The 15231-nt window shown below is 34.1% G+C and carries 10 protein-coding genes; 6 read left to right on the plus strand and 4 right to left on the minus strand.

Annotation, left to right across the window (positions count from 1 at the left end):
* The 4 genes from KBF89_02880 to KBF89_02895 all read left to right on the plus strand — a co-directional run.
* Positions 1-2690: BspA family leucine-rich repeat surface protein (locus KBF89_02880; GenBank protein ID MBP9115266.1), on the plus strand; the 2690-nt coding region annotated here is incomplete at its 5' end.
* A gap of 252 nt (positions 2691-2942) precedes the next feature.
* Positions 2943-5570 carry a fibronectin type III domain-containing protein gene (locus tag KBF89_02885; GenBank protein ID MBP9115267.1) on the plus strand — a complete coding sequence of 876 codons (2628 nt, stop codon included), beginning with the start codon at positions 2943-2945 and terminating at the stop codon, positions 5568-5570.
* A complete protein-coding gene (locus KBF89_02890; protein ID MBP9115268.1) occupies positions 5571-6206 on the plus strand; it encodes an exopolysaccharide biosynthesis protein in 636 nt (211 codons plus the stop codon).
* On the plus strand, positions 6206-7213 hold the full coding sequence (locus KBF89_02895; protein ID MBP9115269.1) for a hypothetical protein: 1008 nt from the start codon (positions 6206-6208) through the stop codon (positions 7211-7213). The genes KBF89_02890 and KBF89_02895 overlap by 1 nt, the downstream gene beginning before the upstream one ends.
* A 13-nt stretch (positions 7214-7226) precedes the next feature.
* Here the strand turns inward: KBF89_02895 and KBF89_02900 are convergent, their stop codons facing one another.
* Positions 7227-8036, minus strand: a complete 810-nt coding sequence (locus KBF89_02900) for a hypothetical protein (protein ID MBP9115270.1) — start codon at positions 8034-8036, stop codon at positions 7227-7229.
* Between the two features lie 93 nt (positions 8037-8129).
* Here KBF89_02900 and KBF89_02905 point away from each other — a divergent pair, with 93 nt between their 5' ends.
* Positions 8130-8708 carry a hypothetical protein gene (locus tag KBF89_02905; GenBank protein MBP9115271.1) on the plus strand — a complete coding sequence of 193 codons (579 nt, stop codon included), beginning with the start codon at positions 8130-8132 and terminating at the stop codon, positions 8706-8708.
* Positions 8709-8847: 139 nt separating this feature from the next.
* Positions 8848-10089, plus strand: coding sequence for a 5-aminolevulinate synthase (hemA, locus tag KBF89_02910; protein MBP9115272.1), 1242 nt, complete (start codon positions 8848-8850; stop codon positions 10087-10089).
* On the opposite strand, the gene KBF89_02915 is transcribed toward hemA, so the two are convergent.
* The 3 genes from KBF89_02915 to KBF89_02925 form a co-directional block, all read right to left on the minus strand.
* Positions 10074-11774 (minus strand): hypothetical protein, encoded by a 1701-nt coding sequence (locus KBF89_02915; protein ID MBP9115273.1) that lies wholly within the window; start codon positions 11772-11774, stop codon positions 10074-10076. The genes hemA and KBF89_02915 overlap by 16 nt on opposite strands.
* Positions 11775-11917: 143 nt before the next feature.
* On the minus strand, positions 11918-13264 hold the full coding sequence (gene rimO, locus KBF89_02920) for a 30S ribosomal protein S12 methylthiotransferase RimO (GenBank protein ID MBP9115274.1): 1347 nt from the start codon (positions 13262-13264) through the stop codon (positions 11918-11920).
* Positions 13265-13267: 3 nt separating this feature from the next.
* Positions 13268-15190, minus strand: coding sequence for a KUP/HAK/KT family potassium transporter (locus KBF89_02925; GenBank protein ID MBP9115275.1), 1923 nt, complete (start codon positions 15188-15190; stop codon positions 13268-13270).
* Positions 15191-15231: the final 41 nt, after the last annotated feature.

The raw sequence follows: 15231 nt of genomic DNA on the forward strand, positions 1-15231 counted from the left end.
TAGTAGTTGATCAAGACGAAAACATATACTTTGTTTCAGATTACAATTCTCCTTCAGACATGGACACAAATGACTGGCGAGTATTTAAAACAACACCGAGTGGTGTAACAACACTATATTCAAATGACTATGTAACTGCAAGCTATCTAGAAATTGATAACCAAGGCGTTTTATACGCCATGGAACCAAATTCACATTACGTCAGTAGAATTGATACTAGTGGCAACGTAACACGTTTAGGTTTTAATGGCTATGATGGCGACGGGTCATTATTCTTGTCAGATAATGAACATACTTTATATTCAATAGGTGGCCACAACACTATACATAAAACAGACACCAAAGGTAACACTACTAATCTAGTATCAGGGCTTTCAGTTGGTTTTGAAAATATAGCATTAGATAAGTATGGAAATGTTTATACAGTAGCACCAAGCACTCACATAGTATCAAAAACTTCCCCCGATGGAATCACAAGCCCTTTAGCAACGGTCAACTATTTAGGTGATAGTCGTCAACTTATGCGAGTCGATAATGCTGGCAACCTTATAACTTCTTTAACAGGAAATTATCTAGCAATGGTTACACCAGAAGGTGTAGTTACTCATAGCCCAATAGCTACACAAATATCAGAAGCATTAGAGCTTGATTCTTCAGGTAATGCTTATAGTATTGAATTGGACATGAGCATTTATAGCTATAAATTAGCAAAATATACTAGAAATGATATAGGAATAACATATAGCGATGGTGGCGTAAACCTTGGGTCAACGTCAAGTGATAATTCAATAAACATATTAGACCACCCTGCAAGTGCATTTATAACAACATGGTCTGTATCAGGCTCGAATTCAAATACGATTACTATTCCAACTACTGGTGGTGGCTATAACTACGATGTTGATTGGGGTGACGGTGTAACTACTGTTGGTGAAACGGGCGATGCTATACACGTATATTCAACATCTGGAACTTATAGTATTAGTATCTCAGGGTCATTTCCAAGAATCTATATTAATAATGCGAGTATGCGAGATGACATTTTAAGTGTTGAACAATGGGGTGAAGGCCAATGGTCTTCAATGGATAGTGCATTTTTGGGGGCTAGTAATTTAACAATACTGGCAAGCGATGCTCCTGATCTTTCAAGTACAACAGATTTATCGCACATGTTCGAAGAAGCTCCTTTGGCTAACCCTAAAGTAAGTAATTGGGATGTAAGTAATATCACTGACATGTCTTCAATGTTTTATGGCAGCACCGGCTTTAATAAATCTTTAGCAAATTGGGATGTTAGCAATGTTATCGATATGAATGATATGTTTGGTAGTTCGTCAGGAATGACTACTAGTAATTATGACAATACACTTATTGCTTGGGATTCACTCAATCTAGAGAACGGAATTACATTCGATGCTGGCAGTAGTACATACTGCGATGGTCTACTAGTGCGTGAAAATATCATCTCAAATGATGGTTGGACAATTAATGATGGTGGCGAAGATTGCACACCAGACGCTATAACAACAGATGGCGATGGTACTGTTGGTGATCCATATCAGATAACATCATGTTATGAGCTACAAGAAATGATTTTAGATACCGATGCGTCTTACATATTATCTCATGATATCGATTGCTCTTCATCAACGAATTGGAATTCTGGCTCAGGATTTCAACCTATTAATTTTGAAGGCGTATATTTTGATGGACAAAATCATATAATTTTAGGGTTAAATATCAATCGCACAGACACAGAAGTAGCGCTTTTTTCTAATATTTCACTCAATTCAATTATAAGAAATCTTTCCATAGAGGTTGCATCTATTACTAATAACTCTATTGATGTCTTACCAGGCAGAACAGGAATATTAGCAAGTACTAATGACGGTACAATTTCTAATGTTGATGTCAGCGGTTCTGTATCTCATAATGCTAGCGCAGGAGGCTACTCAGGAGGATTGGTCGGATTTAATACAGGAACAATAACAAAGAGTTCTTCTTCAGCTCTTGTGTATGTCCAATTTTCTGATAACAGTGAGAGCATTATTGGTGGACTGATTGGTTACTCTAATGGAATTGTAAACAACAGTTACTCATCTGGAAATCTGACAGATTCCTCTACTCCGCCGGTTCAAACTACATGTGGTGGACTTATAGGAGTTTTAGATTACAACAGTCTTCCGACCTCAGCTACTTACGCTACTGGAAATATAGAATGTGATTTTCCATCTACTAATTCAGGTGGCTTAATTGGAAAAGTTATTAACTCTGCCTCAGTTGCAGATAGTTTTGCTACTGGTCACGTAAATGGTACAGGGGCATCTATTGGTGGATTAGTTGGTTCCTTAAACGGAACAATACTGAATTCATCATATGATGTTTTCGGCACTAATCAAACTGAATGTAATTCTTCGATACCAACTGGTTGTTCAAAAGTTAATTTTGGAAACCTAACCCCAAACATTTTTAAAAATAATATAAATACTGTTCCTTTAAATAGTTGGGATTTCGAAAATACTTGGTCGCAAAATGCAAGCTATCCACTTTTACAAGTGGGTATAACTTCCCCAGGATCTCCACAAAATCTTGTTGCCACACCAGACTATTCATCGGCATTGCTTTCGTGGAATACTCCAAGTAGTGATGGTGGTTCTCAAATTACTGACTATATACCATATTGGAAATAATCTACATCAAATATTTGGTTACCGTATTACTATAAGCTACCAGCTGGTCAAAGATCTGTACTTATTACGAATTTAACTCCAGGATTAACATATGATTTCCGATTACAGGCAAAGAATGATATTGGTTATGGAACATTTGCATACGATACAAAAACTATAGTTTTAGATGCAAGTATACTTTTTGATGGTGATGGAACGCCTGATGATCCATATCAAATCTCAACTTGTGAAAATCTACAGGATATAAAATATGTGCCTGCAAATTCATTTGCATTAACAAATGATATCGACTGCTCAACTACAAATCCTAATAACCCAGACTTTGACGTCAATGGGATATGGGGCGACAGTAAAGGATTTGATCCTATAGGTATTTTCACTGGAGAATATCTAGATGGATATAATTTTACAATTAATAATATATATATAAATAGATCAAATATTTTTGTCGGTGGATTAATACAAATGGTAAATTACAACTCTACAATAAAGAATTTCTCACTAAAAGGTGGTGAAATGAATTTTAATAAGGACAATACTACGACATTGGGTGGAGTAGGTACTATAGCCGGTGGTTTCTTAGGCACCTTAGACAATGTCCACTCTAGTGTAAATATATATACAAATAATATCGATGGTGTCGGTGGACTAGTTTCATCTATTGGCGATCCAGCGCTTATAAACCAAAGTTCATATAGTGGAAATATTTTTGCTAGCGGCGAGATACTTACTTATGTTGGAGGTCTAGTTGGATCTATGTCTTATGGTAATATTGCTAACTCATATTCAATTGGTGATATAACAATTGATCCATCAATATCGTCTCAGTATTTTTGTGGTGGATTTACTGGTGTTGCATATTTTGAACAAATTTCAAAATCATATTCTGCTGGCAACATTTCTTGTCCACAAGGATACGCTACTGGTGGTTTCGCAGGTTTTTCATCAAATGGAAATATATCCGATAGTTTTTCCGCTACTGCTTTAATTGATACACCATCAATATATAAATCTAGTTTTATAGGTTCATCAAATGTAGACACTTTAAATTCTGACTATTTCGATGCAAGTCTATCTCAAAGTGAAGATTGCTCATATTCTCAACCTGATATTTGTATAGGTGTAAATAGATATCTTTCTCAACCTACATATTTCAAAAATAATATAGTTAGCGCGCCACTAAGTAGTTGGAATTTTACAAATATATGGATAAGAGATATATCATATCCAAAACTAAAATTCTCTCCTACGGCTCCAGGAGCACCTTCGAACCTAAGAGGTACAAACTCTCCAGGTTCAATTGACTTAACATGGGATTCACCAACTATCGATGGTGGGTCTGGTATAACCGATTATGAAATTCAATTTAAGCAAAGTGCCAGTGACGTGTGGAATACATTCGATGATGGAATTAGACCTGAAACTGGTGCAACAGTGACCGGATTAGATACTGGAGAAAGTTACGAACTTAGAGTGCGTGCCTTAAACATTATAGGTAATGGTTTATGGTCTCCAACACAACTTCAATTGCCCATAGTTGCGACAATAGAAGAACCTAATACAACACAATTTGATGTTGATCAAAGCATAAACTATAAAGTCATTGTCGACAATCAATCATCTGAATCAATAGATAACTTCGATACAGAATTTGTTGCTAATGGTTTTGTTGTTGATGATATTACAGTTGAGGTTCCAGAAACCGGTACAGCACCAAGCAACTTAGGTTATTTAACCAACAATGAAGAATGGTCAGGATTACTTGAACCGAATCAGAAAGTTGTATTCTCTGTTCAAGGCACCGTTGACGGTTCACCAGGAGAACAGGGTGGTTTATCCTTTGTTGCTTCAAGTTTTTCAAACCAAGGTAATGATGTTTCTTTAAGGGATGGTTCGAAAAATATTAGAACAGCCTCACCAAGATTTGAAATATTAAATAGCCAAACTGACTTTAGCCTTGTTACTACAATGTCAGAACAAGGTATTATAAGTACAGGCGATATTGTACATTTAAAATACACTATCTCAAATTTAGGACCTAAGACTGGTTTCTTTAATAATTCAGCAGCCTATATATTCTTCCCGCCTCAATTAAATATTTTATCAATCGAAAATGATTTACTTTTTTGTTCTGCTCCTGTCAGTATCACTAATAACACTAACGCTGGTATTTATTCTAATTTGAGTGGCGATAGTGTTTCATTATGCTCAGCTGGAAATTCGGCTCTATTACAAAACGGCGATTCATTCGATATTGATGTTGTGGCTACAGCATCTACTAATTTTATAAAAAATGACATCATCTCTAAAGGTATTTTAATTGCTGAACAAGACATAGATAATGTAGCATTAAATGCTGCACTTAGTGCACAAGAATCTAATTCAAATTCGATCTTTGAATCATCAATCAATAATATTTCAATATTAAAATATACTGCTAGCAATAATACGACACAACCGGTTACAACAATTCCACAAATCCCGACAACTAGAGTGTCTGAAACTCCAAGTAGTAATGAAAAAACAACAGGATCTAAAGCATCATCAACTACACCGAAGACAAAAATTGTAAATAAAGGACAAATAGTAGGTGTAAATAAAGCAAAAAATAGCACTATTTCAGATTCTGGTTCTTATGAAGGCTTACATGATGTTAAAGCTTTAATGAAAAGTTTGGGTGATATAGATAAAGAAAATAGAAAAGCTTTAGCACTTAGCGACTTTAAGACTAAAGAAGATAGTTCATTTTCATTATTATGGCTGATGATATTGGTAACTGTCATATTAATAGCTATTACCATCCGTCAAGCACAACAAAATTCTAAAAGTAAAAAAATGTTGTCACCTGAAAGTTCCAATTTTAAAGATTATAATATTTAAGTGTCCAAATCTAAGAAAAATAAGAATGTTGAAAATTTCGGTGAAGAACCTTTTTCAGAAACATTAAACAAATGGCTAAAAAGCGAACATGTAAATAATGTTGCAAGTCTTAACGATGTATTTGGTGAGAAAACATTTGCTATAACTTTTCTTCTACTTATGTCATTTCCAGCACTACCAATTCCGACGGGTGGACTTTCACATGTATTTGAAGTAATAGTGATGTTGCTTTCACTTCAACTTATAATTGGCCGGAAAGTTCTATGGCTTCCAAATAAATGGAAGAATAAGCATCTAGGTAAGAACATGGAAGAAAAAGCTATACCAATATTAATTAAATATATTACAAAACTTGAAAAAATTAGTAAACCTAGAATGTCTATATTCCTCGACGGCAAAGTTGGTACAAGCCTTTTTGGAATCATAATATTTTCTTTTACATTAGTAGCACTTCTAGCCCCACCATTTTCTGGCTTAGACACACTGCCCTCAATCGGAGTAATTGTGATAGCGCTAGGAATAATTTTAGGAGATATTCTTTTTGTTATAGTTGGGATGATTATTGGAACATCTGGTGTAGCTGTAACCTATTTCATTGGAGAAATAGTAATCAATTTTATCAAAGGACTATTTTGATGGAGATGAATAAAAAATATTTAGAATTGTTAAGCCGGCCAGTAAGGTCAGTCGTACACTTTAACGATGTATTTTTTGAACATGATGTAGATCTTGATGCTGAATTAACTGTAATGTTTCGCAATTTAACTAACTTTTCTAATCTAATGTTTCCTATTGGCAATAATCCAAAAATTGCAGATTATGGAATTGTATTACTTGATGATCTTATAGACGAGGAAAGGAGAATAATTGAGAAAATTAGAGGATTTGGTACCGAAGCAGCAAAAGATATATTTGCAAGTCGTCTAAAAAAACAAGTTTTATCAATTGTTAATTGTGCTCCTCGTAATGACGAAACAACACAGAATGGTATGAACGGCGAAGATTTCCATTTAGCAATTACAGATAACGGCTTAGAAATCTATGTTGTTCCTATAGAGAGATTACGTGGATTAGAAACTAGAAATCGCATACTAGCTTTATATAAAATACCAAATGAAGCTTTGCTTTCGACAGATGGACGTCGAGAACAATTTAGATCATCAATAATCACAACATCAAGATACTTTCCAAAAACGTTGGAGAAAATTTTCGAATATGAAAATGTAGATGAACTATTTTCTGCCAAAGAAAATGGTACCCACCCAGATATTATACCCACCCAAGTACAACTTGCGGAACTGGCTTTTATTGATAAGTTTGGTAACGTAAGAATATCTGTAAAAAATAAAACGGAATTTTTAAGCCAAATTCATAATACAAAAATAGGGGATAAAATAAAACTGAGTATTGGAAATAGTAAAAAGATTGCTATAAATTATGTTTCGAGTCTTAGGGAAATTCCTACAAGTGAACTAGGTATTTATCAGAATATAGCCGACCTAACAAATCCTTGGTCTAATGCTGGCTATTTTGAAATCGTTAAAAAAAGTATTAATCCAAATAAAGATGAAAGCTCCGCATCAAAAATATTAGAGGAACTTAATAAAGACTTTATGCATGAAGAATATTTTATTTCCGAATAGTTAGAACTTTTATCTATAGTATTTCTTCACCCATATTCCACAATATTTTGAAAATTTGTTTTTCTTGATCTGCTAATTCTTGATTATATATTTCAACAGCAAAAGGTTCATCTCTGTTATATCCACAATAGGCTATAACGTTATTATAGATATATGTCTCTACTCGGATTTTGAAGATAGATTCATCTATGTAACATGCTTTTTGCATTCTTCCGTTTAGGCCTAACGGCGAAATCACTTTTTGCCATTTTTCATTATTTGTTAGATCAAAACATATTAGTTGTTTCTCGCAATAAAGTTTCCGCATCCGGTCAGCAAAGCTCTGTGGAATTGTTTCATGTTCGTCTAGATGCGCTAATTCGTAAACGTAAAATTCTTTGTCTGCTTTTGTTAAATTAAAATTAACTTGCTTTAGACCCGCTAATCCCCTATATTCGATAACTTTCGAGTCACTTTTATTTATATCGCTAAGTGATAGGAGTTGTTCAGTTGCATCAAATAGACCATCTCTTAATTTCTTGGTTTCTGTTTCTTTCTTAGTTACTAAATATTCAAGAGATTGTAAACTTAAAGCCTCGTAGGTTGTACCATAATGTTTTTGGTCTACCTTGACAAGCTCTAGATCAACAAGTGATTCCAGTATTGGATAAAGCCTTGTCCTTCCACTACCTTGAGCTTTAGATAGCGATAAGACACTTGAGCTACCTATTTGCAATAAATAGAGATATGTAGTGATTTGGTCATCATTTAATCCCAATTCGGACAGGAATAATTTAGTGTTGTCATTAATTTGTGACGATATTGAAATACTCCCTTTTACCATGACTACATTATATTATAAAGTAATAGAATTGTAAATGTCTGATATATCAGACATCATTTTGAAAATAAATATTTTTGATGCTTTAATAGTTCTATGAATGTTTTATTTGCCGTACTTTCAGCTCTGATAGTTATAATTGCTTCTATACCATACATAATTGACATTTTCACAGGCAGAGCACAACCAGCCAGATCTACAAGAATAATGTATATGCTCCTTGTAATATTAGGGTTATTACAATCCAAAGAACTAGGTTCTGGGTGGTCATTAGCACTTATATATGGCGAGATAGCTCAAGGTTCAGCAGTATTCTTCATGTCACTGAAATATGGGTTGGGTGGATTCTCAAGATTGGATAAAATTTGCTATATTTTTTTAACTTTAGATTTAAGCGTATGGCTATTAACCAAAAATCCTCTTATTGGCATATTACTAACTCTATTTGCAGACCTAATAGCTACTCTACCTACTATTGTAAAGACTATTAAAATACCAGAAAGCGAGACGCCAATTTATTGGTTTCTTGGCTCAATTGCAGCTATTTTTGCGATTTTTAGTGAAACAAATTATTCATTAATTAAAATAATATTTCCAATTTACATATTCGTCATAAACGCCTTTGTATTTTCACTAACACTGAAGAGGAGTAAAAGAAACATCTTATCTCATTAGATAACAAACAAGACCTAATAATATGTGGTATTAAACATAATATATCGTAGATTTGGAAATAATATAGAGATTTTGATCATTCAATGTTAATTCTACTTACAAGCTCAAATATACTAGTTGAGTGTTAAATTACTATGAAATAGTTGAGGATAAACTTAATAGTCTCAAGGAATCTGGTAATTATCGCATATTCTTAGATGTTGAGAAAAATACACAAACATTTCCACATTTTCAATTTACATTAGATGAAAAACGTTATAAAGCAACCAATTGGTGTTCAAATGATTATTTGGGTATGAGCACAAACCCTGATGTTATAGAGACTGCTAAAGATGTCATCAGTATTAGTGGTTCTGGTAGTGGTGGTACTAGAAATATTTCTGGAACTACAACACATCATAAAAATTTAGAAAATTCATTGGCCGAGCTACACAATAAAGATTCAGCACTTATTTTCGGTGGTGCTTATCTTGCAAATCTGACTACATTGACTACTCTTGGAAAAATTTATGATGATTTAATATATTTTTCAGACGAACAAAATCATGCATCACTCATAGAAGGTATGCGAGCATCGCGTTGTGAAAAGAAAATATTTGATCATAACGATTTAGTTCAATTAGAAGAATTACTAAAAGAACAAGATATAGATCGACCGAAGATAATTGTTTTTGAATCTGTCTACTCAATGACCGGTACTACAGCAAACATCAAAGAGATCGTAGCTTTGGCAAAAAAATACAATGCTTTAACCTATATAGATGAGGTACATGGTGTTGGGCTTTATAATCATGATGGTGCAGGCTTAGCAGCACAACTTGGTATTTCTGATGAAATAGATATAATCAATGGTACATTAGCAAAAGCATTCGGTGTCATTGGTGGATATATTGCTAGTTCAAGAAATATGGTTGACGCAATAAGAAGCTTTGGAAGTGGTTTTATTTTCACTACTTCCCTACCACCATCAGTTTGTGCAAGTGCAAATAAGAGTATCGAGATAGTTAGCGAAGAAAACTCGATGAGAATAGATTTGCATAATAACGTACAAATGCTCCGGTCGATACTTCGTGAATATAATATAGAGTTTGAAGATAACGATTCACATATTACGCCTATACCCGTCTGTGATTCGTTCCTTTGTAAAAAATATGGTGACGAGCTTCTATTTGAACACGGCATATATATTCAACCCGTAAATTACCCAACAGTGCCTAGAGGCTTTGAAAGATTAAGGGTGGTAGTTACGCCTAAACACTCAGTAAACGATATGATTTCATTAGCAGCAAGTCTTTCTAAAGTTATGTCGAATTCAAAAAATAGTCAGCTGGACATTAGCAGTATTGAAAATGATGAAAAAGAAGATCAGTTAATAAAGTAAGCAGCAATCAGTCCGTTATTACTTACTAGTGGTTCACCAAATTTATCTTTAAGACTCTTTTCAAATACAACACCATTATCAGAATAGCCACTTCGGTATACTTCAATTACAGAAAATTTATTTGACTTTAATTTTGAAATATCGTTATCGTTCAAAACAGTTCTAGTCGATAAAGACTTCTGTAATTGATCGTCTCTACCTACCATCGCACCAAAGCTAAAATTTAAGTTGGTATCACAAAGTATTTGCATTGCTTGGTCATAATGTTTTAGATCAAATAAGTCTTCGCCTTCAGGATAAGCAATATATGGAAATTGGAAAACATTTGGTGTTTTTGGTTTTTTCTCATCAATCATTTTTATTATGTCGCAATCATTTTTTATTTTAAGTGCATTCCCTTTAGTATAAAATAAATCTGCATTCGATGTTAGATCTAAGAACCCTAATAACAAGACTATGAGTACACCAGTTGTGTATATATATTTTATTACATCGCTTGATATTCTATTTCTAAATTTATCGATATAGTAACCAAAACACAATAATCCTATAAATGCAATTATTACAACAACCCTATTCCAAGAACGAATTTGTGTGAAACCTAAAATTCCAACTATTAATGTTGGACCACTAGAAACAGTAAACAACATGATCGCGGTTACATAGAGTGCAAAGAATTTAGATTCCGATGGAAGAGGTTTAGATTGAATCACAGATTTTATAGTAAATAGTAATAAGAATATTATTCCAAGCGAAGCAATCATACCAATACTTTGGCCAGCTTCTGAAGATATTCCCGTCGAATATATAGTTTTTGCGATACGTGCAAAAAATGGAATCCTATGATCTGTTCTTGGGGTAAACATATCTGTGATTTGAAGACCATAAGATTCCGCATCAGCAATACTTCTTACTGCAGCTTTTGAATTGCTTCCATTTTTTAGAACAAATATGATAGTGGGGATTTGGTTAAAGATAAATACACCAGTAGATATGAAAATAAAGAAGAGTTGTTGTTTTAACATAGCTTTATTTTTGTTTAATAAATTAATAACAAAGGCGAATCCTACAAGCATTAAAGTAAATATAAAATAGTAAGCGCCTGTTGAAGCCACAACAGCTGCGAATAGCCCAATAAGCCATCTATTGTACCTTGAATTTACTGTGCATGTTTTGTATGCAAAAACCACAGCAATAGGTATAACAAAGTACATACTTAAAAGTAAATGGTTTTCTCCTCGATAAAAATGATATGGCAGGAATGCATATAAAATTGAGATAAAATAAGAGGATAATCTCGATAACCCATACCAACGAGCTGATCCATAAGCTGCAATTGACACAATCGCAAAACTCAAAACGAAATATAAATTCACAGTTACCACAGCTGAAGCAAAATATGAGATTGCTTTCATCATCAACCAATGGAGATTATCTCCTCCCTGTGGAACATCATATATTCTTGATGTCTTTGGAGATCCAAGTTGTGGATTTTCAAAAATCCAACCAGTTTTTTGAATGGTGCGAACCATAATAAAATGAAAGTCTGCATCTCCACCTTTGGTAAAAGGAGCACTCCAAGTTTCACCATATAACCGGAGTTGTAAAATTAGAAATACAATACTTGAGACACCTACTGATAAGTATTCGATCGGTTTTTTTAATAATTTATATGTAGTTTCCACGAATTTATAGTTTAACCTTTTTCATCGAGTATCCCCCTGTGGAAAAGATGCTTTCTAAGGGCCTTCTGTCAAGGTTTAGCCATTAAACTTGTGGATAAGTCAGTTGAAAATACTAAGCCCTAACAAGACTTAACAAACACGGATTAAACAAGCTTTGCTAATCGGTCTACTCCTAAAACATCTGTAATTTCTACTTTGATAACATCACCTTTAGAAACTTCTATGTTTTCAACATAAATGACACCATCAATTTCAGGAGCAGAGTCGAAACCACGGACAGTAGCCTTAGCATCAGGAGATATCTCATCTACCAATACGCTTCTGATTTCTCCAACACTTTCTAATAATATTCCTTGCGTTATAGAATCTTGAATTCGATTCAATTCGCGGACTCGCTCTAGCGCTAATTCATGTTCGATCTGATCAGTATAGGTAAATGCTGTAGTGTCTTCCTCATGTGAATAAGGGAAAAAACCTGTCCACAATAAATTAGCATCTTTTATAAATTCAACCAATGTATCATGATGTTCTTCAGTTTCTCCAGGAAAACCAACAATAAAGTTTGACCTAAATACAGACTCCGGTTTTGCTTGACTTATTGTCTTAATTAGTTTTAAGAATTTTTCTGAACTACCAGGACGTTTCATATGACGAAGTAGCACAGGATGTGCATGCTGCAATGATAAATCAAAATAAGGAATTGATGTATCAAGTGTTAACATAGTCTCTAGTAGATCACCTTTTAATTCACTTGGATAAATATATACGAGCCTTTGTGTAACTAGACCATGTGATTTAAGTGAATCTATTTTGCGCATGATATCACTCAAAGTTTTATTTTCTTGTATATCTCTTCCATACCAAGCTATGTCTTGGGCTACTAATATTATTTCTTTAACACCATTTTCAACTAACATTTTTGCTTCATCGAAAATTGAGTCCATAGATCGAGAACGTTGCTTACCCCTAAATGTTGGTATTGCGCAAAATGCGCAGTTACGGTTGCAACCTTCAGCAACTTTTAGATATGCCCATGGCGAGTTAGGCTTTGGTCTAGGCATATCAAGTAAGTCGCGAATTCCAACAGGTTTCTTTTTAAAACTGACTGGCATAAAATTAGTGTCGGCAATATCAAGTTGGGTAATAATGTTGCCTTCGTTTTCAAAACCAATTATTGCGTCAACTTCAGGTAATGCAGCAGTTAATTCGTTTTCATAACGTTGCGCCATGCAACCTGTTACAACAAGTTTTGCATCAGTTTTTTTTGCCTCACCCAAAGCTAGGGTTGTGTTGATTGATTCTTCGCGAGCTTGGTCGATAAATGCACATGTATTTACCACGACTACGTCAGCTAAAGTTGGATCCGTGGTTTGTACAAGCCCATCTTCGATCATGCCTGCTATAGCTTTTTCTGAATCTACAGCATTTTTTGCACATCCTAAAGTTTCTATATAGAAGGTTTTTTGTTTATCTTGTATTACATTTTTCATAATTTACAATTCTATTGAGATCAGTTCTAGCGAAAGTCTAGAATCACTATCTAGACCAAAATAATTATAGGCAGGTTGCGCTTGCCTAGATAGTGTCCTAAACAAAGAATAACGAAATTTTTCTAGTCCTTTAGCTTTAGTTCTCACTACAACACGTTCTTTTGCAGCATGAATTATCCATTTAGCAGGATTGTCATCAGCGGAGAGTGCTTTGATACCGGCTAATTCTTTGATCATTCTCTCTGCATTTACATCTTGCATAAAACCAAAATTCGCTTGTATAGATAGGAGTGAACGATTATTTTTATGATCGTTATCAAATTCAATAATATCATATTTATTTTCTGGCTCCACATACGCAGTTCCACGTTTTTGACGAACAGTTAGAAACACTAAATGACGTGGCAAATGTGAATATCGATCCTTAAATAATGTGGCTATAGCTGGAGTCTTATCATCAAGATTAGCTGGATGGTCTGCAACAAGCATAATCATTGTTCGTGGGAAATATTCCGTTTCGTTATTTTTATACAATAATAGTTCTCCAATTGAAATATTTTCATGCTTGGAACTTGTAGCTCTAATCTGATTACGCCCCCAACGCCACGTAAACATTACCATTGCAAGTGTAAGCCCTAATATAACAGGGACATACCCACCCTTGACGAATTTTATACTATTAGAGAAAAGAAATAATGCATCGATAAAAAGAAAAAGAAAAAACAAGGGCAATTTTATAATATTATTAAAACTACGAATTCGGGTATTTAGAAATATTAATGCAATTGAAGTATTAAGCATTACGGCACTTACGGCTAAACCATACGCTGCTGCCAAATTACCACTACTCCTAAAAGTAATTACTAAAAAGATTGTACCTATATATAAAGACCAATTTACAAATGGGATATAAAGCTGGCCCTCGTGCTCTTGGTTTGTATTTACAATTCGCATTTTAGGTACCAAGTTTAAAGCCATTCCTTGATGTGCTAATGAAAATGCACCTGTTATTAAGGCTTGCGATGCTATTACCGTAGCGCATGTTGCCAATATTACGACAGGTATCAGAAACTGTTTAGGAACTGTTGAGAAAAATATATTATGCTCAATTATTTTTTTGCCAGAAAGCAAAAAAGCACCTTGACCAAGATAATTTAATACAAGCATTGGATAGACTATAAGAATCCAAGAAATTCGTATTGGCTTCTTCCCAAAGTGACCTAAGTCAGCATATAGTGCCTCACCGCCAGTTATGACAAGTATCACTGAACCCAATAATAATAGTAAATGTGCAATATTGGAATTCTCAAAAATGTATTTGATATAGACCGGATTTAATGCACCTAATATTTCTGGATTTCTTGATATTTGAATGATTCCAATTGTCCCTATGACTACAAACCAAAGAAGCGTAATTGGACCAAATAGCTTTCCAACTTTATGTGTACCACTTTGTTGTATAAAAAATAGTCCGGTTAAAATTATTAATGTTATTGGAATAACCAAATGCGTAAAAGAGGATGAAACAACTTCTAGTCCTTCTACTGAAGCAAGCACAGAAATAGCAGGAGTAATAATACCTTCACCTAATAGAAACCCCGCAGAGAATACTAATAGGGTCATAATTATCGCGCTTGATTTTGTTTTATACTTTCTAATCAATGAATAAAGTGAAAATACTCCACCCTCGCCTTGTTGGTCTTGTTTTAATACAAATATTATATATTTAATAGTGATAGTTAAAGTTAATACCCAGAAAATTAATGATATGCCACCATATGCCCCGTGATGATTTAATTTAAGTGCATGTGTTTTATCATATATCTCGTTTACGGAGTATAAAGGCGAAGTTCCAATATCCCCAAAAACTACGCCTAATGCCCCCAGGGCTAAGGGTATTGTTTTCTTTTTGCCTACAGACAGCATTCTTTCCTCAGTATTTATTAATTTAATAAAATGAATATTAT

The organism is Acidimicrobiia bacterium (assembly GCA_018057765.1).
Lineage (GTDB): Bacteria > Actinomycetota > Acidimicrobiia > IMCC26256 > JAGPDB01 > JAGPDB01.